Below are 22,197 nucleotides of genomic sequence, written 5' to 3'. Positions count from 1 at the left end.
TGCCAGGAACGACGAGGGAGGGAGCCCGGTGGCCACGCTCAGCGACGTCGCGGCGCACGCACGGGTCTCCAAGGCGACGGCGTCGCGAGCCCTCAACCGACCGGACCTCGTGGCCCCTCGAACCGTCGAGCGGGTCCGTGACGCGGCGGAGCACCTGCGGTTCATCCCCAACCGGGGCGCCCAGCACCTGGCCAGGGGGCGCTCCGGGATCGTCTCGCTGCTGGTGCCGACCCTGCACAACGCGTTCTTCACGCCGATCATCGGCGGCGCCCAGAACCGGGCCGCGGCAACGGACCTGCACGTGACGATCGCCGTCCACCCGCTGGAGGACGAGGCCGAGCGGGTGCGGTTCGAGCAGCTCGTCGCACAGGTCGACGGGCTCATCGTCGTGGCACCGCGCGGCGACGACGAGCTCGTGCGCCGGGCCTGCGCGCTCAAGCCGAGCGTGCTCGTCGACCGGGAGATCGAGGGCATCCCGTCCGTGTCCGCGGACACCGCCGCCGCGTTCGGCTCGCTCGTCGAGCGGCTTGCCGACGCCGGGCACGAGCGGGTGGCGTTCCTCAACGGGCCGGACAAGTCGTGGCAGAACGTCCAGCGGTCGGAGGCCGTTCTCGGTGCCGCACGCGCCACCGGGGTCGAGGTTGACATCCTCGGCCCCTCCCCCGCTCTCTTCACGACCGGGGCGGCGCTTGCCGACGACGTCCTCGCGACGGGCGCGACAGTGGCCCTCCCCTTCGCGTCCGACCTCGGCCTGGGTCTGCTCTTCGAGCTCATCTCGCGCGGCCGGGCGCACTTCGGCGACCAGCCCCGGAGCGACGACGCGGTCGAGGTGGTCGGCGTGCCGGGGTCGCTCGCGGTCGACGTGGACGGGGAGGCGCTCGGCGCGGCGGCGATGGATCACCTGCTGGCCCTGCTCGGCGGGAGCGCGCCGGAGCCGCCAGAGAGACGGCTGACCGTACCGGTGGCCGAGCACTGGGCCGGGCCTCGCGGGAGGGCGTGAGCGCGGCGGGACGGTGCCGACCTCCCCCGGTTCCGCCGAGGTCACAGGGTGAGTGCCGACCTCACTCGTTCCTGCCGAGGCCACAGGTTGTGCGTCGACCCCGAGGGTTGTCGCCGAAGCTAGATGCTGGGTGCCGACCCCACCCACGCCGTCACCTGGTTCGGCGGACAAGTACACGGGTCGGCAATTAAGTACACGGGTCGGCGGACGAGTACATGGGTCGGCGACAAGGTGCTGGTTCGACGATCGCCGGGCCCCCACAGGTCGCGTCGCACGCTCGAGTGTTCGAGCAGCGCGCGCCTCCGTCCACGCCTGCCCAGCTTCCGGGCGTGAGCACCATCCGGGACGCCACGAGATCACCACAGGCACTGCGGCTACACGTCCATCCACAGGTCGCGATGTCCTCCCCAGTCGTACCGGACGTCGTCACTCAGGGTCGGGCCATGATGAATTCGGCGCTGCCCACGGGAACACCGACGTTGCGGGTCCTCCTGGGCGACGTCCGCGGCCTCCACGACCCCCTGGCCAGGTCGCGGTCGAACGAAGGAACTGAACTCGTCACGGTCCGCCGCGGTGCCGTCGCTGTGGTGCCGAAGGGGCTCAACGGAGGTGCACGCACACGGGCCCTCTACCGCGCACGATGCACCGCGGCCCAGGCACGGACGTCGACTCCTCGGCCCTTGGTGCTGGAATCGGCCGCTGCGGTCCACGACCTCTACACATGGACGGTGCCGACCACGGTGCACCTCGCGGCCCCGAGTCCCGCGGGGCCCGGGAGTGCCCGTGACGTGCTCCGACACGAGTTCACCGTGGCTGACGGCGACATCGTGATGATCGGCGGCCAGCCTGTCACCACGCTCGAGCGGACAGCGATGGACTTCGCACGCCTTCGTGATCCAGAGCAGGCGATCGTCACGCTGGATCACGTGTTCGCCAGGATGTGCCGAGCGAGTCGGACGGAGCGCGAACGGGTCGATCGGGAGGCGGGCGAGCTGCGAGCCCTGCTGATCAGCCGGCTGCGCACCGAGTTCCGGGGCGCACGGGGCGTCCGGCGCGCCATCCGACTGGTCGAGCTGGCGTCGCCGTGGTCGGAGTCGGCGTGGGAGTCGCGTGTCAGGTGGATCGTTCTCGTCTGGGGCGTGCGCGACGCGGTACAGCAGTGCCCGATCGCGGCCGACGGGCACCGGTGGTGGGTCGACCTTGCCATCCCCATCGGCACGACGCCGGACGGGAGGCCGCGATGGCTCATCGTCGAGTTCGACGGGCACTCGAAGTTCGGCACCGACCCCACCGTCACCTCGGACGCCTTGATGAAGGAAAGACGTCGGGACCAGGCACTCGAGCGTGCGGGCCACACGGTGCTGCACCTCAGCGCTTCCGAGGCCGGCAACCCTGCCCTCACGGTCGAGCGGATCGTCGCAAAGGTGCCCGACGGTGTCCGGCTCAGTCTCTCGCCGGTCACCGACCTCATGCCCCGGACGCGGCGACGCACCGGCCGGTCGGCCTGACGGGCCCCTCCCTGCACCAGGCCGGTGGGGCGCCTCGCAGTGACGGACCAGGCGCGACGGCGCCATTCATCCACGCCCGCTCGCGGTCGCCGTGACACACGAGTGGTCGGACCGACTCGATGTGGTGTGGTGACCGTGCAGGTGCCCCGTCACCGCCCCCCGAGAGCCGGAAGGCAGCTTACGGACCCGCGCCGACACCAGCGGTCGCGTGCCGAGCCGCGATGCTCTCGTCGACCCCAGTCGTTGTACGCCGACCCCACCCCCACCGTTACCTGGTTCGGCGGACAAGTACACGGCTCGGCAAGCAGGTACCTGGCTCGGCGGACAAGTACATGGCGCGGTGCACGAGAGAGCGACGTCAGCAGTGGCCACCCGCCCCCCTCGCCGACCTCACAGACGCCGTCGGCCGTCTCGGCGACAGAGTGTGAGGTCGGCGAGGGAGTGCGGTGCTGGCGGACAGAGCGTGAGTCGGCGAGGGGGCGTGGTGCCGGCGGACAGAGCGTGAGTCGGCGAGGGGGCGTGGTGCCGTCAGACCGAGCGTGAGGTCGGCGAAGAGACGTCGGTCCCGCAGCGGGGGTGAGGGGTTCGACGTCGTGCTCCGTTCGCGAGCCGCACCCACCCCCGCGGGACCGGGCCTTACTCCGGCTGCGGGAGGATGTCCTTGTCGAAGATGTCGACCGGCACCTTGAGCACGACCGCCGCGTTCGGGATGTCGACGATCCCGCCCACGTGCATCTCGCAGGGCGCCACCGAGATGATCGTGTACGCCTGCTCGGGCGTGTATCCGAACTTCCCCAGGTACTCGATCGCCTGCTCGAGGGCCTGGACGGCGGCCATCGTCGTGTCGAGGTACTTCTGCTCGGAGCCGCTCGCGGACAGCCCGGTGAAGGAGAGGTACCTCGTCCCCATCTGCGGATCGAACGGCGAGGGCCGGAACATCGGCGTGCTCACGCCGTAGCGCGCCATCCCGTCCTTGATGACGCCGAACCGGTACCAGCCGGCCCCGTCCATCTCGATGGCGTTCCAGGTGACCTCGCCGTCGCCCTCGGCGAAGTGGAAGTCGCCCGAGGAGAACAGAGCGCCGTCGACGAACACCGGGTAGTAGACGCGCGAGCCCCGCGAGAGGTTCTTGATGTCCATGTTGCCGCCGTTCTCGCGCGGCGGGATCGTGCGGGCGGCGTCCTGGGCCACGCGCCGCCACTCGTCGCCCTCGAGGTCGCGGAGGACGGACGTCGCGACGGCGTCCGCACGCGGACCGGCCAGGCCGTCGGCGATCAGGGGGTCCTCGCGCTCGTTCCAGATCCGCAGCAGATCGTGCGACGGCGCCACGCCCATGATCCCGGGGTGGCTGATCGCGGGGATCTCCACGCCCGGGATCTGCCGGCTCGTGGCGTACGTCCCGTGCAGGTCCCAGATCGTCTTGAAGCCCTGCGGGAACTGCGACGCGAGCGGCCCACCCATCCCGGGCAGGATGTTCGAGTAGCCGATCCCGGACAGCGGGAGCACGTCGAGGATGTCGACGACGAGAAGATCACCCGCCTTGACGCCGTCGACCTTGACCGGGCCGGTCAGCGGGTGCGTGCGGGTGAGGTCGAAGGAGTGGATGTCGGCGTCGTCGTCGACGTCCTTGAGCTGGTAGTCGTCGTAGCCGCCGGACTCGAGGATGAGCTCGTCGCCGATGCCCACCTCGACCAGCGGCGGGATGTCCGGGTGCCAGCGGTTGTGGCCGAGATGCTTCTGCTCGGCGAGCGGGACGCCCACCTCGCAGCGGAACCGCTGGACGCCCAGGTCGCGGTCCTTGAACCGGGAGACCCCGGAGCGGGTGAAGTCGGTCGAGTCGGTCATGATGTGCCTCCTTGACAGGTGGCGACACGCGCACCACTGGCTCGTCGTTGACCAGGTGTGGTGCCTGCTCGCGCGGATCGCCGGGTGGATGCCGCGGCCCTGATCCGGGCGATGGCTCCCGCGCGCACCCCCGTACGGCCCCGACGACGCCGATGCTATCGAGGAGTCGCTCGCCGTGGTAGGGGTCACAGGCGGGCGGCGATCGCCGGACGGTCGCGAGCTGTCACCGGCCGGCGACGTCGCCCGACTCCTTCACATCCTGAGCGCCAGCTCGCCCTTCGGCTTGTACTCCGAGCCGCTGAGCAGGGTCACGCTCCGGTAGCCGTTCCCGTCGCCGCGGACGTGGTCGAGGAAGGAGGCGTCGAGGTTCTCGTTGTACACCAGCGCGCCGCTGCGCAGCTTCGGCTCAATCACGCGCAGGACCTCGAGGGACACGTCCGGCGCCCAGCCGTCGATGAGGGCGAGGTCGACGCCGTCGGGCACGGACGTCAGCGTCTCGCGCGCATCCCCGACGAGGACCTCGACGTACTCCCCCAGCCCCGCCCGCTCGACGTTCGCCCGCGCCCGCTCCGCCTTCTCCGGCACGAGCTCGGCGGTGCGGACGATCCCGCCTCCGGCGTCACGTACGGCGGCCGCGAGGTAGATCGTGGCGAAGCCGAGCGACGTCGCGAACTCGACGACGTTCCGAGCCCGCCCGTACCGCGCCAGCAGGTAGAGCTGGTCGCCCTGCTCGGGGCTGAGCGAGAACCCGGTCTCCGCGTGCCGGTGGGGGTCCGCGTGCCAGGCGTACTCGGCCCACTCGATGTGGCGCTCACGCTCGTAGAGCTCGTCGAGCACCGCCAGGACCTGCGGGTCCGTGATCATCGAGCTGGAGTGCGCGTCGCGGGGCATGGTCGTCCTTCGTTCGGGGGCGGGTCGGTTCATCGTCGCGCACTCGCCGGGCGGGATTCCGCTCGCTCACCCGACCGAAAACCCCTCACTCGCCAGGGGTGGGGGTCAGGTCTCGGAGCGGTCGCGTGCCGAGCCGCGATGCTCTCGTCGACCCCAGTCGTTGTGCGCCGACCCCACCCCCGCCGTTACCTGGCTCGGCGCACAAGTACATGGCTCGGCGCACAAGTACATGGGTCGGCGCGCAAGTACATGGCTCGGCGCACAAGTACATGGGTCGGCGCGCAAGTACATGGGTCGGCGAACAACGAGAACTCCCCTCACTCGCCGAGGGCCTCCTCGATGAGCGGCTCGAGCTGCTCGAGCGCGTACAGCCTGGCCTCGGGCGTGGCCAGAGCAAAAGCGTCGGAGACCTCGTTGTCGATGAGGATCGAGCGGCCGTCCTCGACCGCGGGGATCGCGAGCCAGCCGGCATCCTCGGAGATCTCGGTGGGCTCGATCCAGATGGGGGTGGCCATGACGAGGTCGGCGTCGAACACCGGCAGCTGCTCGTCGGACAGGGAGACGCTCCAGCTGCCGTCCTCGGAGAGCTCCTCGATCTCGGGGTTGGGCACGAACCCGAGCTCGGTCATGAACGACACGCGGCTGCCCGCGGCGGTGTACGCGCCCCAGCCCTCGGAGGTGCGCGACCCGACGGTCACCGTCTGCCCCTCCCAGCCGGGGTGCGCCGCCGCGACCTCGGCGAACGCCTCCTCCTGCTCGGCGAGGATCTCCTCGACCTGGTCGCTCTCCCCCAACGCTGCGGCGATCATCTCGAGCTGCTCGGTCCCGGTCGTCAGGTAGTCCCCGCCGCCGGGGGCCACGCCGACCACGGGTGCGATGTCGCTGAGTCGGTCGTAGCGCTCCTGGTCACCGCTCGAGTGGACATCGAGGATGAGGTCCGGCTCGAGCGCGCCGATCGCCTCGTACGACAGCTCGAGCGTGCCGAACATCTCGGGGGCCTCGTCGTAGGCGCCCTCCATCCACGGCCCCACTCCGGTCGGGTCGTCGAAACCGATCCAGTCCGACGCACCCACGGGCTGCACGCCGAGCTGGAGCGCGACCTCGGCGTCGCCCCAGCCCAGCGCCACCACGCGCTCGGGCCGTTCCTCGATCGTCACCTCGCCGAACTCGGTCTCGACCGTGGCCGGGAACGCCTCGCCCGAGTCGCCCGCGCCCGCGCCGGAGCCGGAGCCGGACTCGCCGGAGTCACCCGACTCCTCCTCGGAACCACCGCCGCAGGCCGCAAGGGTGAGGGACGCGGCGAGCGCGAGGCCGGCGCCGATCGTCAGGCGTCGGGTGCGCGCGGGGCGGTCGATGGTCATCGATACTCCTTGGTCGAACCGGGGGTGCGGACCGGGGCGGCCCACAGAGCCCCTAAGGTAAGCCTCACCTAATAGATCAAGGAACAGGCACGACGACGATGAGACCACCGCCACCCGCCGGCAGCGGCCCCTCCGCCGAGAGCGGCAGGCACGGCGCGAGCTCAGGCGCGCCCGCCGGCAGTCCGGTCGCCGAACGAACCACCACACCCGTGCCCGACGACGACGCCGCACCCACCACTCCCCCTCCCGCCGGCGGCCGCGCGGGCTCCGGCGGGCGGGACGCCGGCCGCGCGGACTCCGGCGGGCCGGCCGTCGGCCGCGCGGGATCCCGCGGCTCAGCCACGCGGGCGCGCATCGCGGCGCTGCTGATCGGCGTCGGGGCGTTGGTCGTTCTCGGGGTGCTGAGCATCGTCGTGGGCAGCAGCCACATACCCTTGCCCACCGTGCTCGACTCCCTCACCGGCGGCGACGTCCCGCCGACCGAGCAGCACGCCGTCACCGGGCTGCGGCTGCCGCGGACGATCGCGGCGGTCGCCGTCGGGGCCGCGCTCGCGGTGGCCGGCGCCCTCATGCAGGCGCTCACCCGCAACCCGCTGGCCGAGCCGGGGCTGCTGGGGGTGTCGGCGGGGTCGAGCTTCGCCGTCGCGATGGCGATCTCGCTCCTCGGCGTGTCCGCGCCGAGCGCCTACGTGTGGTTCGCGCTCGCGGGGGCCTTCCTCGCCACCGTCGCGGTCACGCTCATCAGCCGCACGGGCGGCGGGCGGGTCGACCCGGTACGCATCGTCCTCGCCGGCGTGGCGCTGAGCGCGGTCCTGTCCGGGATCCTCGGCGCGCTGCGCCTGTCCGACCCGCGCACCTTCAACGCCCTGCAGGTCTGGGAGGCGGGGATCCTGTCCGGTCGGGGGCTCGACGTCGTCGGGGCCGTGGCGCCGCTGCTCATCCCCGGCCTCGTGCTCGCGCTCCTGCTCGGCAAGGCGCTCAACGGGGTGGCGATGGGCGACGACGTCGCGACCTCCCTCGGTGTCTCCCTCAGGCGGACGCGGGTGCTGAGCGTCGTCGCCATCACGGTGCTCGCGGGCAGCGCGACGGCCATCGCCGGCCCCATCGCCTTCATCGGCCTCATGGTCCCGCACGCCGCGCGGCGGTTCGCCGGGGCCGACCAGCGGTGGGTGCTCGCGCTGTCCCTCGTGCTCGGGCCGGTGCTCATGATCGGCGCGGACATCCTCGCCCGCCTCGTCGTGTGGCCGGCGGAGATGCCCGTGGGTCTGGTCAGCGCGCTCATCGGCGCACCCGTTCTCGTGGCACTCGCCCGACGACGAAAGGCGCTGACCCTGTGACCGCCCAGGAGCCCGGGACCGCGACGCAGCACCCGCAGACCGCCGGTCAGGGTCTGGCGAGAGCGCGGAGGCGGCGTCGTCGTCGTCCGATGGTCGTGGGTCTTGTGCTCGCGGCGGTCCTGCTCGCGCTCACCGTGCTGGCGCTCGGGATCGGCGACTACCCGCTGACCCCGCTCGAGGTGCTGCGCGCGGCGACGGGGCAGGACGGCTTCCCCTCGACCGTGGTGCTCGAGTGGCGGCTGCCGCGGGTGTCGGCGGCGCTGGTGTTCGGGGCCGCTCTGGCCGTGGCCGGCGCGCTGTTCCAGACGCTCACGCGCAACCCGCTGGGCTCGCCGGACATCATCGGGTTCTCGACCGGCGCGTACACGGGCGTGGTCGTGGCGACGATCGTGCTGGGCGGCGGGCTCGTCGGGGCCACCGGCGGGGCGCTGCTCGGCGGGCTCGGCACCGGCGTGCTCGTCTACCTGCTCGCGTGGCGGGGCGGGGTGCAGGGCTTCCGGCTCATCGTCGTCGGGATCGCGGTGACGGCGGCGCTGCACGCGGTCAACTCGTGGATCCTCCTGCGCGCCGAGACGGAGACGGCGATGACGGCGGCGATCTGGGGGTCGGGGTCGCTGAGCCTGGCGAGCTGGTCGGACGTGGTGCCGGCCGTCGCCGTCGTGCTCGCCGCGCTGCCGCTGCTCCTGCTGTCTGTGCGGCCGATGCGGCAGCTCGAGCTCGGCGACGACGTGGCCGCCTCCCACGGCGTGCACGTCGAGCGGACGCGGCTGCTCGTGCTCGGGGTGGGCGTGCTGCTCACCGCGCTGGTGACCGCGACGACGGGGCCGATCGCGTTCGTCGCCCTGTCCGCGCCGCAGATCGCGCGTCGGCTGGCCCGCAGCCCGGGCATCCCGCTCGTGCACTCCGCGCTGACCGGGGCGTTCGTGCTGCTCGGCGCCGACCTGCTGGCGCAGCACACGCTCGCGCAGCCGGTACCCGTGGGCACCGTGACGGTGGTGCTCGGCGGGGCGTACCTGGCGTGGCTGCTGGCGGCGGAGCCGCGCAAGGGGCGGTGAGCGTTCGGTCGCGGCACGGCCTTGACAGGCGAAGTGAACAGGTATGAACATGTGCAGCATGTCCGGTTCCCCGGCTGCGATGACGCAGCGCGAGCGCATCGTCGCCGCCCTGTCCGCGCGCATCAACGCCGGCGCGCTGCGTGCCGGCGAGCGCCTCGACAGCGAGTCGGGAATCGCCGCGGAGTTCGGCGTCTCCCGCGGCACCGTCCGCGGCGCCCTGGCCGAGCTGCAGCGCCGCGACCTCATCGCCACCCGCGCGGGGCTCGGCTCGTTCGTCACCTTCGACGGCAGCCCGCTGGACCCGGGCGTCGGTTGGGCGCGCGCCCTGACCGACGCGGGCGCCGCCGTCACCACCGAGATCCTCGGCATCACGCTCGTCCCCGCGGCCAGCGCCACGCCCCCACCCGGCCCCGCGCACCCGACAGCCGCCCCGGCACACGCCGTGCCGCCCGAGCTCGCCGGCCGCGACGTCGTCGTCCTTGCCCGACGACGCCTCCTGGACGGCCGCCCGATCTCCTACGAGCGCGCCGTCGTGCCCGCCACCGGCCCGCTGCGCGACCTCCCGACCACCGGCCTCGTGGACGACTCCCTCACGGCCACGCTCCGCGGCGCGGGCCTCGTCGCGCACCACGGCACGCAGGACGCGCGGGTCGTGCCCACGTCCGGCGACGTCGCCGCACACCTCGAGCACGCCCCCGGCACCGTCGTGCTGCGCACGACGCGGCTGTCCTTCTCGATCGGCAGCGACGTCGTCGAGCACGTCGAGTCCTTCCTCGACCCGGCGCACTTCAGCCTCCACCTCACGTTCGGAGACACCCCCGCATGACCACCCTGCACGACCGCGCTCTCGGCGCCCTCACCGGTCTCGCGCTCGGCGACGCGCTCGGCATGCCCACGCAGTCGATGTCCCGCGAGCGGATCGCCCGCGAGCTGGGGCCGATCACCGGCCTCGTCGACGGCCCGGCCGACCAGCCGATCGCCCCGGGCATGCCGGCGGGCTCGGTCACGGACGACACCGAGCAGGCCCTTCTCGTCGCCCGGCTGCTCGTCGACGGCGGCGGCCGGGTGGCGACCCGGGCCTTCGCCGACGCGCTCATGGCCTGGGAGGGACGGATGCGCGCGAAGGGCTCGCTCGACCTCCTCGGCCCCTCCACCTCCGCGGCCATCACGGCGATCGCCGACGGCGGAGACCCGGCGGAGACCGGCTCCGGCGGGACGACGAACGGTGCGGCGATGCGGGTGACGCCGGTGGCCGTGGCGGTGCCGTCCGCAGACCCCGACGCCCTGCTCCGCGCCGTCCACGACCTCAGCTTCGTCACGCACAACACGGGGCTCGGCCTGTCCGGGGCGGCCGCCGTCGCGGGGGCGGTCTCCGCCGCGGTCGACGGCGCAGACCTCGACGACGCGCTGACCTACGGCCTCGACCTGGCCCGCCGCGCGGAGACGATGGGCCACTGGGTCGCGGGCGCCTCGATCCCCGACCGCGCCGGGTGGGTGCTGCGTGCCACCCACGCCATGAGCACCGCCGACCTGGCGGACTTCCTCGTGGGGGTGGTCGGCACGTCGGTGCAGTCCCAGGAGTCGGTCGTCAGCGCTCTGGTCATCGCGAGCCGGTTCCGCGACGACCCCTACGGCGGCCTCTGCCTCGCCGCCACGATCGGCGGGGACACGGACACCGTGGCGGCGATGGCCGGCGCGATCCTCGGCGCCACCCACGGGCCCGCCGGCTTCCCCGCCGACGACGTCGCCACCGTCTCGTCCGTCTCCGACCTCGACCTCGCCGGCGTCACGGACGAGCTGCTCGCACTGCGCCGGTCGCACGCCCCCGCGGCACCGGACCCCGCCTGACGCACCGGGCACCGCCCGACCAACCCGAACGACTCCGAACTACCCGAACAACCCGGAACCGACGATCCGCCGGCGCGTACCGGCGCCCACCCGTCCTTCCCCGGACCATCCAACGAAGGGTGCATGATGTCCCCGAACCACGACGCCTCACCGACCGCGGCCGAGCAGGCCCAGGACGTGATCCTGTCGAAGTACGAGCAGCGCGGCATCGAGCCGGTGCCGGTCGAGGAGCAGCAGGGCAACCCGCTCGACCTGTTCTGGGTGTGGTTCGCCGCCAACCTGTCGATCCTCGGCATCCCGCTCGGCGTCACGCTCGTGGCGCTGGGCATGAACATCTGGCAGGCCCTGATCGCCGCCGTGCTCGGCGCGTTCGGCTCTTTCGCGATCGTCGGCGTCATCTCGATCGCGGGCCGCCGCGGCGGCGCACCGAGCCTCACCCTGTCCCGGGCGATCTTCGGCGTGCGCGGCAACATCGGCCCGACGATCGTCTCGCTGGCCTCGCGGCTCGGCTGGGAGACCGTCAACACCACGACCGGTGCGTTCGCGCTGCTCTCGCTGTCCACCCTGGTGCTCGGCACGAACGCGGACGCCAAGGAGAGCCCGGTCCTCGCCCTGGTCTGCATCGCGATCTTCGTCGTCTGCACCGTCGCGGTGTCCGGCATGGGCCACGCCTTCCTCGTCGCCGTGCAGAAGTGGGCCACGTGGATCTTCGGGGCGCTCAACATCTTCGTCGCCGCCTACCTGGTGACCACCGTGGACTGGGACCTCGTCCTGTCGGCCCCGGCGGGGCCGGCCTCCGCCGTGATCATCGGCGTCGGCACGATCGCGGCCGGCACCGGCATCGGCTGGGCGAATGCCGGCGCGGACATGGCCCGCTACCAGTCGCCCCGCGTGCGGGCCGGGTCGCTCATCGCCTCGGCGTCCGCCGGGGCCGGCATACCGCTGGTCATCATCATCGGTCTCGGCGCGATCCTCGGCGCCGGCGACTCCGGGCTCGCGAGCGCCGGCGACCCGGTGGCGGCGGTCCGCTCGGTCCTGCCGGCCTGGGTGGCGATCCCCTACCTCGTCACCGCGTTCGGCGGCCTGCTGCTGTCGAACCACCTGTCCGTCTACTCGGCGGGCCTCACCACGCTCACCCTGGGCATCCGGATCAAGCGGGTCAACGCCGTCATCCTCGACGTCGTCGTCACCACGATCGGCGCCATCTACTTCATGCTCGTCTCGGAGAGCTTCTACGGCCCGTTCATCACGTTCATCTCGCTGCTCGCGGTGCCGATCACGGCGTGGGTGGGCGTGTTCGTCGTCGACATGATCGGGCGCCGCACCTACCACGCCGACTCGCTGATGGACCTGGGCAAGACGTCGGGCTACTGGTACCGCGGGGGCGTGGAGTGGCGCTCGACGCTCGCGTGGGCGGCGGCGATCGTCGTCGGCTTCCTGTTCACGACGGCGCGCGTGAGCTCCGAGGAGGTGTGGTTCACCGGCGCGCTGGCCGAGACCTGGATCGGGTCCAACGGTCTCGCGTGGGTCGCCACGTTCGCCATCTCGGCCGGCCTCTACGCCGCGCTCGGCGGTGCCCGCGCCGGCCGCCGCGACCCGTCCGTGGCCGCGCGATGACGGCCCGCGTCGGGGGTGCGGCCGCGGTGACCGGCCGTGCGGGCCGGGTGATCCACACCGGGCAGGCGATCGTCGACGTCGTCATGCAGGTCGGCCGCGTGCCGGCCGCCGGCGAGGACGTCTTCGCCTCCGAGCACGCGCTCGAGGTGGGCGGCGGCTTCAACGTCATGGCCGCCGCCCGACGCGAGGGCGCCGAGGTGCTCTACGCGGGAGGGCACGGCACCGGGCCGTTCGGCGACCGGGTGCGCGAGGCGCTGGCCGCAGAGGGGATCGAGGTGCTCCTGGCCGCCCGTCCCGGGATGGACTCCGGCTTCTGCGTGGCCCTGGTCGACGACGACGCCGAGCGCACCTTCGTCTCCACACTCGGCGCGGAGGGACACGTCGCGGTGGACGCACTCGACGGCGTACCGGTGGGGCCGGGCGACGTCGTCTACGTCAGCGGCTACTCGCTCCTGCACCCCGACAACGCCGCGATGCTTGCCCGGGCGCTGCCGAGAATGGCGGAGGCGGCGCAGGTCGTCGTCGACGCCTCGCCGGTCATCGGTGAGGTGGCGGGCGAGGCGCTGGCGGCGGTGCGCGGCGCGGCGACGCTGTGGTCGGTCAACGAGCGCGAGGCCGGCATCCTCGCGGGGCGGGTGCTCCGTGAGCGGGACGGCGCGGGAGAGCGGAATCCTGCGGATGTGCCCGAGGACGCTGCGGGCGCCGGTGCGGCGGGCACTGACGAGGCGAGCGTCGGTGCGGACGAGCTCGCCGCCGCCCTGAGCCAGGAGCTCGAGGCGGTGGTACTCGTGCGCGTCGGGGCGGGCGGCTGCTGGGTCGCCCGGCCGGGCGAGGCTGCGGTACACGTGCCGGGCATCGACGTCGAGGCGGTGGACACCAACGGTGCCGGTGACGCCCACACCGGCGTGCTGTGCGCGGACCTCGCCGCCGGCGTGCCGCTCGCGGAGGCGGTGCGGCGGGCCAACGTCGCGGCCGGCATCGCGGTCACCCGCCGCGGCCCGGCGACGTCGCCGACGGCCGAGGAGATCGACCAGTTGCTGACCCGCGACTGACCGCCTGGCCCACTCCCCTGCCCGCTGCTCGCGTCGGGAGCATGGGTGGTGTCTCGAGAACATGCCCCGGGTCCATCGTCTCGAGACACCACCCATCGTCTCGAAGAACGTGTAACCGGCTGGTCGCCGGAGGACGGGCGTGCGCCTCGGCATCGGGACCTTCGCCGGCCACCGGTCCGACGAATATCGCTTGCTCGACGCCGCCGTCGCAGTCACGCTCGGCATCGTCCTGGGGCTCCTCGTCGACGGCCTCGTGAGCAGGGGTCGACGACGTGCCGAATCGACCGAGGCGGAGCACCTCGCGCTCCGCACCGCTGAGCATCCGGTCCGCGACGGCCGCACGGCTCAGCCGCTCCCACCGCACAGCCGACCACGACATCCCGACCTGAGAGGCAGCCATGTTCTCGCCCGCACGACGCGCTTCGACCCGCCCCGCCGACACGACGCGCCCCGCCTCGGCGTGGACGTCGTTGGTGGGCCCGCTGGGCCGCGGCGAGTCGGCCGCAGTACTGGGCGTGGCGACCGCCTCGGCCCTCGCCGTCGGCGTTCGGACCGCACGACGATCGGGCTGGCTGCGCGGCTCGCTCGTCGGCGCCGTCGCCTTCGACCTCGTCGGTGGGCTCGTCGCGTTCCAGCTCCCGGCCACCCGCGAGCGCTACTCGATGAAGGCCATGCGCTCGCGCCTCACCTTCGCCCTGGTCCACGTCCAGCCGTTCGCGCTGCCGCTGCTGGGCGAAGGATCCTGGAGGCGTGCGGGACTCCGCTGCTCGACCGCCGTCGCGAGCACCGTCGCGCTGGAGCGCCTCGCTCCCCGCTCACCCGGCCGCCGCCTGATCGCCAACGGCGTCGCCGCCGCCCTGAGCCTGGTGGACCTCGCGACCGACAGCTCGCGGCAACGCTGGTTCGGACCGGTGTTCACGATGAAGGTGGTCGGTGGCCACGGCGGCATCCCGGCCGCGCCGGTCGGGAGCTGAGAACCGGAGCGCGCGAGTCCGGCCCAGGCCACCTCAGACGCTGCTGAGCGTGACCACCTCACGGCTGCGGAAACGGGGGTGCTCGCGCAGGTGGGTGAGTCCCCCGCTGGTCGCCCGGAACGCGACGTGCCCGGCGGCGTCGAGCGGCATCTTGATCCACGCGGCGATCACGTAGGTGAGCGCCCCGCCGTGGGTGACGATCACCTGGTGCTCGCAGTCGCGGGCGGTGACCTGGTCCATCGCCCGGTAGACGCGGCCGGCGACGTCGATCGTGCGCTCGGCGCCGGCCACCCCGTGGTCGTGGGTCATCCGGTCGCCCATCGCCGGCGCGGGCACGTACCGCTCGTCGAGCCATGCCTGCGGGCGCCCCTCGCCCTCCCCGTAGGAGCGCTCGCGCAGGTCGGCCGTGAGGACCGGCTCGACGCCGAGAGCCGCACCGATGACCTGCGCCGTCTGCGCGGTGCGGCGCAGGTCGGAGCTGATGACCTCCGCCGTCGCGCCCTCGGGGACGAGCCCGCGAACCCTGGTCGCGAGCGCCCGCGAGGCCGCCAGGCCGCGTTCCGTCAGCTCGGAGTCGTACCAGCCGCCGACCAGGCGGTCGACGTGATGCGTGGCCTCGGGGTGGGTGACGACGTAGAGGTTGCGCATGGCCGCCACGGTACGGGGAGCAGCTGTGGGCACCGTCGGGTCGGACCGGACCCAAGCTCGGTGGTCAGGGGAGGCGCCCCGCCCATCGCACAGACGCCAACGGGCCGCCTCATTCGCTACGGGCGCGGAGCACCGACGCCGACGCACCCAGGACGACCATGATCGCCAGACCGATCGAGAACAGCGTGACGAAGCTGCCCCGATCGGCGAGTCCCGCTCCGAGCGCGGTCCCGACCGCGCTGCCCAGGAACAAGGAGGAGGCGAAGAGGCTGACGCTCGTCGCGCGCGCGTCCGGCGTGACCTCGGTGGCCCACTTCTGCAGCGTGGAGTGCATGAAGGCCCAGGCACCCGCCAGGAGGACACACCCCACGAGAACCCCGGCCGTGGACGGATCGAGCACCAGCGCGACGTACGCACCGACCCCGGAGACCCCACCCACCGCGATGAGCCCCGCCTGACTCATCCGGTCCGCCACGCGCTTGACCACCCGGGTCGCACCCACGACGGCAACCCCGTACGCCGCGGTGACGACACCGGACAACGTGGTACTCAACCCCTCGGCCTGCAGGACGGTCGGCAGGAAGTTGAGCACGCCGAGCAGGACCGCGCCCTCGACGAAGACGCAGGCGAACACCACGAGCGCCCACCCATGCCCGATCACTCGCACCAACGAGGCACGCACCGAGCGCGGCTCCCCGTGGGAGACCACCTCGGGAAGTTGCTTCATCAGCACGACGACGCCGATCACCAGGATCGAAGGGACCCCGAAGGCCAGCCGCCAGCTGGCAAGGTCCGCCAGGGCAGCGCCGACGAGGGTGGCCGTCGCCATCCCGCTCGCCGTCATCATCATGACGTCGGTCAGCGGGCCGTGCCGCCGCTCGACCGGGACCGTGTCCCCGATGTAGATCAGTGCACCCGGGACGACGGCGGCATAGGCGCCACCGGCGAGGATGCGCGCCACCGTCAGGACCACGACGTGCGGGGACACCGCGCTGAGGACACTGGCGGATGCAGCGATGAGCAGCGCGACGCGCATCGTCCGCACCCGCCCGAGCCGGTCCGAGATCATCCCCCAGACGATCTGCATCACCCCGTACCCGACCAGGTAGACGGAGGCGATGACGCCCGCCTCGGTCAGGGAGATGTCGAACTCGTCGGCAATCGCCAGCAGCATCGGCGCGATGACGAGCCGGTCGAAGGAGCTGAAGAAGACCGCCAGGTGCAGCAGCCCCAGCCGACGAGGATCTCCCACGGCGCTTCCGACCCCCGATCTTCGTCCCCCTCACAAGGGGTTGGTGTGTGTCACGAGCAGACGCCCTCAGCACATCCTCACTTGGCCCCACCCATCCGCTCGACGCAGTGACGCCCCGGATCGCACTGCCGGCTCCTCCCGCCGCAGATCACCATCGCCCCCAGGACAGCCCGACTTCGCTAGCGTCGTCCTACGTGCCCCCACACGCGCCTCATGGACTCCCCCGGTCCGAGGACTCCACACCGAGCGAGCCGCGCACCGGTGACAGCTCCCGCGCAGACCTGTCCTCTGCCGAGCGGCGCACCGGCGCGACCTCCCAGTCCACCGCCCGCTCCCGCCTCGCCGCCGCCGAGCGCTCCGCCCGTCGTGGCCTGTCCCACCTCGGCCTGGACTCGCGCGCCGACCTCCTGCTGGTGCTCGCGGTCGCGCTGTGGCTCGGATACACGGCGATCGCTTCGCTCGCCCACGGCGGCCCGCCTGCCGACGCCCTGCCCTTCCTCATCGCGCCGGTCGTCATCCTCGCCGGCGTCGCGGCGGGGCGGGTGCTCGCCTCACGTTCCGCGCACGTCGACCCCAGTCGCTCCCCCGACGACGACACCACCGACGCACCAGCTCCCCGACGAGGGGTCACCACCACGCACCTGAGCGCCGCCGTCGCGCTCGTCGCCGGCCTGGCCCTGCTCGTCCCGTTCTACGCCAACGCCCAGGCGGCGTTCGGCCTCCAGCTCGTCGCCCTGGCCGGTCTGCTCGCGCTGAGCAACGAGCGGCACGAACCAGACACCCTCGCACCGACCCGCGTCACCCACCTCACGCTGCCCGTCCCGACGCTCGTCGCCGTCGTGCTCGGCGTGCTCCTCGCGGGTCGCGCCCAGGCTGCCGGCGTGCTCGTCGTCGTTCTCGCGCTCGTCCTCACCCTCGCGCTCGTCCGCCGCGACCTGCCGTCCCGACGCCGTCTGACCGCCCCGCGCACCCTGGTCATCGCCGGTGGTGCCGTCATCGCGGTGGCGGCCGCCCTCGTCACCTGGCTCGGCGGCCTGTCGACCTGGCCCACGTGGCTGTCGACCTCCGGCAGCCTCAGCGGTGCCCGCCACGCCCTGTGGGCCGACGCCCTCGAGCTGTGGTCGCAGCGTCCGCAGGCCGGGTCGGGGCCGGGCTCCTTCGTGGCCTCCTCGCCGATCGCGGCGTCGCGTCCCGACCTGTCCGAGGTGCACTCCTCGGTCCTGCAGGTCGCTGCCGAGCTCGGCCTGGTCGGCGTCCTGATGCTGGCGGGCCTCCTTGCCGCGGGCCTGGCCGTCGGGGCGCAACGCGGAGGTCGGGCGGCGCTCGTGGCCACCACGGCCTGGACCGCTCTGGCGGTGCACTCGATGATCGACCATCTCTACGAGTTCCCGCCCGTCACCCTGGCCGCGGGCCTCGTCCTCGGCTGGGCCTCGGCCCCGCACCACCGACCTGCTTGACCACGCGCCCACTGTCCGACCGGCCACGTACCCCGCTCAGCCCCATCCACCTCCTCCGCAGCCCCACCACTTCATCGAAAGGATGGGTTCTGTCACGAAAGGATGGGCAGAGGGCATCCCCTCGTGACACAACCCATCCTCTCGAAGCGGGAGAGACGGTCTGAGTCCCGACGCGCGAGGTAAGGGATGCGACTCAGGCCGCCCCCGACGACGCCGTCTCGCGCCCGCCCTCCGCCGCGGCCACGTGCCTCTCGCCCAGTGCGACGAACACCGCCGCGTTGAGGTCGAAGGCCACCTTGGCCTCCTCGACCACCCGATCGCGCTCCTCGCGCGTGAACGTGAAGGGGGCGGCGTCGATGAGGGCGCGGTAGTGGTCCTTGAACGGCTTGACCTTCTCGATCCCGGTGAAGGTGTAGAAGGTCAGATCGTCAGCGGTCATGCCGTAGTGGCGCTGGAGCATCCGCGCGATGGCCTGGCCGCCGGAGAGGTCGCCGAGATAGCGGGTGTAGGCGTGCGCCAGGTAGGTGGCCGCGTCCGCGATGCCCTCCAGCCGCGCCACGTAGGTCTCGGTCGCCGCCAGCACGGGGAGCTCCTTGCGCCAGGTCGGGCCGGCGAGGGTGGCGAGGTCCGCCTCCAGGCTCGGCACCCGCCGCAGCTCAGGCAGCACGAAGGCCGCCGCCACCGGGTCACCACCTGTCCCACCACCGACCAGCCGGTCACCCGCACCCTCGAGCGCGGTGTAGATCGCGTGGTGCTGACGGGCCAGGTCGACATACGCCGCACGGCCCAGGCGCCCGCCCATGAGGTCGCTGACGAAGGAGCGCGTCTCGGCGTGCTCGTGCTGCGGCCGGGTGGTGTCCCGCAGGACCTCGGACAGCGGCTGGGTGGTGGTGGCCATGGGGGCTCCTGGGTTGCTGACGGCGCGTCACGATCAAGTGTGCTGACAGTCTGTCGTCAACCCACCGGTCAGGCAAGCCTTACCTGGCCCCGACCCCGCACGACGGCGCACCACCACACCCGAGTGATCCACCACCGGCTCACCCTCACCCCGGCTCCGCGACCTCCTCGAGCGCGTCGATGTCCAGCAGCTCCACGTCTCGCCGCCCCTGCAGGCGAATGATCCCGCGGTCGGACAGCGCCGCCAGGCGCCGGCTCAGGGTCTCCGGCGTCGTGCCCAGGTAGCCCGCGACGTCCTGCTTGGCCATCGGGAGCCGCACCGCCACCACCGAGTCGCGCACGCTCACGGGCAGGTCGAGCAGGTAGGCCGCCACGCGAGCGCCGACGTCGCTGGAGGTGACCGCGGCCAGCAGCCGTTCGGTCGAGTGCAGCCGATCGGACAGCGTGCGCAGGATCCGTTGGGTGATGTCGGGGTAGCGCCCGAGCAGCGCCGAGAGGTCGTCGTGGTCCAGCGCGCACATCTGGCTGTCCTCGATCGCGACGACGAGGTCCTCGGACCGCTGCCCGGTGAGGAAGGCCCGCTCCCCCACCACCTCACCCGCGCCGGCGGTCCGCAGCACCTGCTCGTGCCCGTTGGCCGAGGTCTGACTGACCTTGAGCCGCCCGCTGTGCACCACGAGCACCCGGGTCACCGGTTGTCCGGGCAGGTGCACGGTCTCGCCCCTGGCCACCCGCAGGGGTCGCACGACCTCCGCCACCGTCTCCTGCTCGGCGCGCGTCAGCCCCTGGAAGATCGGGACCCGGACCACGCACAGATCAGGCTCGGACATACCCGGAATCTACCCGGCGCCCCTCACCTCGCACGGACTTGACCTGCGTCAAGGAGAATCCCGCGCCACCTTCCTAGATTGCGAAGACACCGCAATCCACGACGAAAGGACAGGTGAGATCGACATGACCACCACCGCCGCCACCACCCGCACGATCCTCAGGGCCGAGGGATTCTCGTGCCCCTCGTGCGTGGCCAAGATCGAGAAGCAGGTCGGCCGGCTCGACGGCGTCGAGAACGTCACCGTGCACTTCGCCTCCGCCCGTATCGAGATTGACCACGACCCGGTCCGGGCCTCGGTCGACGACCTCGTCGCTGCCGTGGCCAAGGCGGGCTACAGCGCCGCCCCCTCGGCGTTCTGACCCCCGGCCACTCACTCCACGTCAGGAGAGGGAGGGCGCCCCGCCCTCCCTCTCCTCATCGCCCCGGTCCTCCTCCAACCACCCATCACCAGCTTCTCCACCTCGCGACGGGAAAGGTCGTGACTCACGTGCACACGCTTCAGCGCCGGCTGCGCGGGAACTGGGCAGTTCCCGCGATCTCCGGTGCGCTCATCCTCATCTCCTTCGCCCTGCAGCACGTCGCCGGCGGCGCGGCGAACCTCGCGCTGACGCCCCAGTGGTGGCTCGACGCCGGACGGCACGCCACCCACGCCACGGGCGTCTTCACCCTGGCCGACGTGTTCATGCTGACCGCGGCGGTCGTCGCCGGCTACCCCATCGTGGTCAAGGCCCTGCGCGCCCTGACCGCGCGCGTCATCGGCATCGACCTGCTGGTCTCCGTCGCGGCGATCGGCGCCGTCGTCATCGGCAACTTCTGGGAGTCCGCCGCCGTCACCTTCCTGTTCGCCGTCGGGCATGCGCTGGAGTCGGCCACGCTGAGCAAGACCCGCTCGGCGCTGGCCGAGCTGGTGGCCGTCGCCCCGGACACCGCGATCGTCGTCCGCGACGGCGCGCAGCAGGAGATCCCCGCCGGTCAGGTCGCGATGGGCGAGGTCGTCCTGGTGAAGAACGGTGCGAAGGTTCCCGTCGACGGCGAGGTCGTCTCCGGCACCGGCGCCCTGGACGAGGCCTCCATCACCGGCGAGTCGATCCCCGTCGAGAAGGCCACCGGCGACCAGGTCTTCGCCGGCACCGTCTCCCGCGGCGGCTTCCTCCAGGTGCGCGCCACCGGGATCGGCGCCGACACCACGCTCGCCCGCATCATCCACCGGGTCGAGGAGGCCCAGGACGCCAAGGCGGCCACCCAGACCTTCATCGACCGCTTCTCCCGCTGGTACACCCCCGGCGTCATGGTGCTGGCCCTCGTCGCCGGCCTACTGACCGGTGACATCGTCCTCGCGCTGACGCTGCTGGTCATCGGCTGCCCCGGCGCCCTGGTCATCTCCATCCCGGTCGCCATCGTCGCCGGCATCGGCCGCGCCGCCCGCTCCGGCATCCTCATCAAGGGCGGCGAGTACCTCGAGACGTCGGCGCGGATCTCCGCGGTCGCCGTCGACAAGACCGGCACCCTCACCGAGGGTCGGCCCGAGCTGACCGACGTCGTCGTCCTCGACCCCGCGATGGACCGCACCGAGGTACTGGCCTGGGCCGCCGCCGCCGAGGCCGGCTCCGAGCACCCGCTCGCCCGCCCGATCCTCGAGGCGGCCGCGGCCCAGGGCGTCGCCCCGGATGCCATCGACGGCGCTGTCACCCCGGTCCCCGGCAAGGGCATCGCGTCGGTCGTGGACGGCCGCCAGGTCCTCATCGGCAACGCCGCCCTGCTCGCGCACCACGAGCTCCCCGAGCAGCCCGACGCCGAGCAGGTCGCCGACTCGCTCGCCGCTCAGGGGAGGACCCCGATGATCGTCGCGCTGGACGGCGCCGTCATCGGCGTCCTGGCGGTGGCCGACCAGGTCCGCACCGACGCCGCCGAGATGGTCGAGCGCCTGCACCGGGCAGGGGTGTCGACGGTCGTCATGCTCACCGGTGATACCCACCGGGTCGCCGAGGCCGTCGGCGCGGCGACCGGCGTCGACGAGGTCCGCGCCTCCCTGCTCCCGGAGGACAAGCTCGACGCCGTCGCGGAGCTGCAGCGTCAGGGGCACACCGTGGCGATGGTCGGCGACGGCGTCAACGACGCCCCCGCGCTGGCCACCGCCGACATCGGCGTGGCGATTGGCGCCGCCGGGTCCGCGGTGGCGGTGGAGACCGCGGACATCGCCCTCATGGCCGACGACCTGCTCAGGCTCCCCCAGGCCATCGACCTGGCGCGGCGCACCGCGCGGATCATGCGGCAGAACATCGCGGTCGCGCTGGCCACGGTGGTCGTGCTGCTGGCCGGTGTCTTCGCCGGTGGCGTGACGATGTCGGTGGGCATGCTCGTCCACGAGGCCTCGGTGCTGGTGGTCATCGCCAACGCCATGCGGCTGCTCCGGCTCCGCGCCGGTGCGGGTTCGAGCGCCGGCCGCACCCCGGAACGGCGGACCGAGCAGGATCAAGCCGTGCGACGCACACGGGACGATCGCGCAGCCGCCCGCTGAACCCGCGGTGGTCCCGCCGTGCGAGGGCAGCGCCACCGGGTCCGCCCGGTCGGCCTGCTCCGCCAGCCCCCCCAATCGAAAGGATGGGTCGTGTCACGAGAGGAT

The 22,197-nt window shown here is 72.6% G+C and carries 19 protein-coding genes; 12 read left to right on the top strand and 7 right to left on the bottom strand.

Going from position 1 to position 22,197, the window contains the following annotated elements:
- Positions 1 to 28 precede the first annotated feature (28 nt).
- On the top strand, positions 29 to 1,000 hold the full coding sequence (locus tag AC24FB_RS09880; protein WP_425715532.1) for a LacI family DNA-binding transcriptional regulator: 972 nt from the start codon (positions 29 to 31) through the stop codon (positions 998 to 1,000).
- An 809-nt stretch (positions 1,001 to 1,809) separates the two neighbouring features.
- Complete coding sequence (locus AC24FB_RS09875; protein ID WP_425715533.1) at positions 1,810 to 2,508, top strand: hypothetical protein; 699 nt, start codon at positions 1,810 to 1,812, stop codon at positions 2,506 to 2,508.
- Positions 2,509 to 3,144: 636 nt separating this feature from the next.
- Here AC24FB_RS09875 and AC24FB_RS09870 read toward each other — a convergent pair.
- The 3 genes from AC24FB_RS09870 to AC24FB_RS09860 all read right to left on the bottom strand — a co-directional run bounded on the left by AC24FB_RS09870 (position 3,145) and on the right by AC24FB_RS09860 (position 6,605).
- Positions 3,145 to 4,353, bottom strand: coding sequence for an acetamidase/formamidase family protein (locus AC24FB_RS09870; RefSeq protein ID WP_425715534.1), 1,209 nt, complete (start codon positions 4,351 to 4,353; stop codon positions 3,145 to 3,147).
- A gap of 252 nt (positions 4,354 to 4,605) precedes the next feature.
- Complete coding sequence (locus AC24FB_RS09865) at positions 4,606 to 5,244, bottom strand: O-methyltransferase (RefSeq protein ID WP_425715535.1); 639 nt, start codon at positions 5,242 to 5,244, stop codon at positions 4,606 to 4,608.
- 317 nt (positions 5,245 to 5,561) lie between these two features.
- On the bottom strand, positions 5,562 to 6,605 hold the full coding sequence (locus AC24FB_RS09860) for an ABC transporter substrate-binding protein (protein WP_425715536.1): 1,044 nt from the start codon (positions 6,603 to 6,605) through the stop codon (positions 5,562 to 5,564).
- Positions 6,606 to 6,814: 209 nt separating this feature from the next.
- Here AC24FB_RS09860 and AC24FB_RS09855 point away from each other — a divergent pair, with 209 nt between their 5' ends.
- The 7 genes from AC24FB_RS09855 (at position 6,815) to AC24FB_RS09825 (ending at position 14,488) form a co-directional block, all read left to right on the top strand.
- A complete protein-coding gene (locus AC24FB_RS09855) occupies positions 6,815 to 7,942 on the top strand; it encodes a FecCD family ABC transporter permease (protein ID WP_425715537.1) in 1,128 nt (375 codons plus the stop codon).
- 89 nt (positions 7,943 to 8,031) lie between these two features.
- Positions 8,032 to 8,997, top strand: coding sequence for a FecCD family ABC transporter permease (locus tag AC24FB_RS09850; RefSeq protein WP_425715538.1), 966 nt, complete (start codon positions 8,032 to 8,034; stop codon positions 8,995 to 8,997).
- A gap of 58 nt (positions 8,998 to 9,055) precedes the next feature.
- Complete coding sequence (locus AC24FB_RS09845; RefSeq protein WP_425715539.1) at positions 9,056 to 9,823, top strand: GntR family transcriptional regulator; 768 nt, start codon at positions 9,056 to 9,058, stop codon at positions 9,821 to 9,823.
- The gene (locus tag AC24FB_RS09840) at positions 9,820 to 10,845 is read left to right on the top strand and encodes an ADP-ribosylglycohydrolase family protein (RefSeq protein WP_425715541.1); all 1,026 of its coding nucleotides are present in this window, start codon (positions 9,820 to 9,822) and stop codon (positions 10,843 to 10,845) included. Before AC24FB_RS09845 ends, AC24FB_RS09840 begins: the two co-directional genes overlap by 4 nt.
- Before the next feature lie 123 nt (positions 10,846 to 10,968).
- Positions 10,969 to 12,462, top strand: a complete 1,494-nt coding sequence (locus tag AC24FB_RS09835) for a purine-cytosine permease family protein (protein ID WP_425715542.1) — start codon at positions 10,969 to 10,971, stop codon at positions 12,460 to 12,462.
- The gene (locus AC24FB_RS09830) at positions 12,459 to 13,514 is read left to right on the top strand and encodes a PfkB family carbohydrate kinase (RefSeq protein WP_425715543.1); all 1,056 of its coding nucleotides are present in this window, start codon (positions 12,459 to 12,461) and stop codon (positions 13,512 to 13,514) included. The genes AC24FB_RS09835 and AC24FB_RS09830 overlap by 4 nt, the downstream gene beginning before the upstream one ends.
- 515 nt (positions 13,515 to 14,029) lie before the next feature.
- Positions 14,030 to 14,488 carry a hypothetical protein gene (locus AC24FB_RS09825; protein ID WP_425707671.1) on the top strand — a complete coding sequence of 153 codons (459 nt, stop codon included), beginning with the start codon at positions 14,030 to 14,032 and terminating at the stop codon, positions 14,486 to 14,488.
- A 33-nt stretch (positions 14,489 to 14,521) separates the two neighbouring features.
- Here the strand turns inward: AC24FB_RS09825 and AC24FB_RS09820 are convergent, their stop codons facing one another.
- Positions 14,522 to 15,136 carry a histidine phosphatase family protein gene (locus AC24FB_RS09820; protein ID WP_425715544.1) on the bottom strand — a complete coding sequence of 205 codons (615 nt, stop codon included), beginning with the start codon at positions 15,134 to 15,136 and terminating at the stop codon, positions 14,522 to 14,524.
- A gap of 109 nt (positions 15,137 to 15,245) precedes the next feature.
- A complete protein-coding gene (locus AC24FB_RS09815) occupies positions 15,246 to 16,388 on the bottom strand; it encodes an MFS transporter (protein ID WP_425715545.1) in 1,143 nt (380 codons plus the stop codon).
- A gap of 194 nt (positions 16,389 to 16,582) precedes the next feature.
- Between AC24FB_RS09815 and AC24FB_RS09810 the strand changes: the two genes are divergently transcribed.
- Positions 16,583 to 17,845, top strand: coding sequence for an O-antigen ligase family protein (locus AC24FB_RS09810; protein WP_425715546.1), 1,263 nt, complete (start codon positions 16,583 to 16,585; stop codon positions 17,843 to 17,845).
- A gap of 193 nt (positions 17,846 to 18,038) precedes the next feature.
- Here AC24FB_RS09810 and AC24FB_RS09805 read toward each other — a convergent pair whose 3' ends face one another.
- On the bottom strand, positions 18,039 to 18,743 hold the full coding sequence (locus tag AC24FB_RS09805; RefSeq protein WP_425715548.1) for a biliverdin-producing heme oxygenase: 705 nt from the start codon (positions 18,741 to 18,743) through the stop codon (positions 18,039 to 18,041).
- A 145-nt stretch (positions 18,744 to 18,888) separates the two neighbouring features.
- Positions 18,889 to 19,572: a Crp/Fnr family transcriptional regulator gene (locus AC24FB_RS09800; protein WP_425715549.1), complete on the bottom strand. Its 684-nt coding sequence runs from the start codon at positions 19,570 to 19,572 to the stop codon at positions 18,889 to 18,891.
- A gap of 124 nt (positions 19,573 to 19,696) precedes the next feature.
- Between AC24FB_RS09800 and AC24FB_RS09795 the strand changes: the two genes are divergently transcribed.
- Together AC24FB_RS09795 and AC24FB_RS09790 are read left to right on the top strand one after the other, a co-directional pair.
- Complete coding sequence (locus AC24FB_RS09795) at positions 19,697 to 19,933, top strand: heavy-metal-associated domain-containing protein (RefSeq protein ID WP_425715550.1); 237 nt, start codon at positions 19,697 to 19,699, stop codon at positions 19,931 to 19,933.
- Positions 19,934 to 20,061: 128 nt separating this feature from the next.
- Positions 20,062 to 22,092, top strand: coding sequence for a heavy metal translocating P-type ATPase (locus tag AC24FB_RS09790; RefSeq protein WP_425715551.1), 2,031 nt, complete (start codon positions 20,062 to 20,064; stop codon positions 22,090 to 22,092).
- Positions 22,093 to 22,197 lie beyond the last annotated feature (105 nt).

The sequence above is a fragment of the Georgenia sp. Z1344 genome, assembly GCF_057652375.1.
Note: the sequence above shows the minus strand (reverse complement) of the source record. Positions and strands in the feature narration are given on the sequence as shown.

Excerpts from the sequence above, each read along its gene's own strand:
- AC24FB_RS09800 (WP_425715549.1), bottom strand. The coding sequence starts at position 19,572 with ATGTCCGAGCCTGATCTGTGCGTGGTCCGGGTCCCGATCTTCCAGGGG.
- AC24FB_RS09840 (WP_425715541.1), top strand. The coding sequence starts at position 9,820 with ATGACCACCCTGCACGACCGCGCTCTCGGCGCCCTCACCGGTCTCGCG.
- AC24FB_RS09850 (WP_425715538.1), top strand. The coding sequence starts at position 8,032 with ATGGTCGTGGGTCTTGTGCTCGCGGCGGTCCTGCTCGCGCTCACCGTG.
- AC24FB_RS09805 (WP_425715548.1), bottom strand. The coding sequence starts at position 18,743 with ATGGCCACCACCACCCAGCCGCTGTCCGAGGTCCTGCGGGACACCACC.
- AC24FB_RS09835 (WP_425715542.1), top strand. The coding sequence starts at position 10,969 with ATGATGTCCCCGAACCACGACGCCTCACCGACCGCGGCCGAGCAGGCC.
- AC24FB_RS09860 (WP_425715536.1), bottom strand. The coding sequence starts at position 6,605 with ATGACCATCGACCGCCCCGCGCGCACCCGACGCCTGACGATCGGCGCC.
- AC24FB_RS09830 (WP_425715543.1), top strand. The coding sequence starts at position 12,459 with ATGACGGCCCGCGTCGGGGGTGCGGCCGCGGTGACCGGCCGTGCGGGC.
- AC24FB_RS09820 (WP_425715544.1), bottom strand. The coding sequence starts at position 15,136 with ATGCGCAACCTCTACGTCGTCACCCACCCCGAGGCCACGCATCACGTC.
- AC24FB_RS09795 (WP_425715550.1), top strand. The coding sequence starts at position 19,697 with ATGACCACCACCGCCGCCACCACCCGCACGATCCTCAGGGCCGAGGGA.
- AC24FB_RS09870 (WP_425715534.1), bottom strand. The coding sequence starts at position 4,353 with ATGACCGACTCGACCGACTTCACCCGCTCCGGGGTCTCCCGGTTCAAG.
- AC24FB_RS09865 (WP_425715535.1), bottom strand. The coding sequence starts at position 5,244 with ATGCCCCGCGACGCGCACTCCAGCTCGATGATCACGGACCCGCAGGTC.
- AC24FB_RS09845 (WP_425715539.1), top strand. The coding sequence starts at position 9,056 with ATGTCCGGTTCCCCGGCTGCGATGACGCAGCGCGAGCGCATCGTCGCC.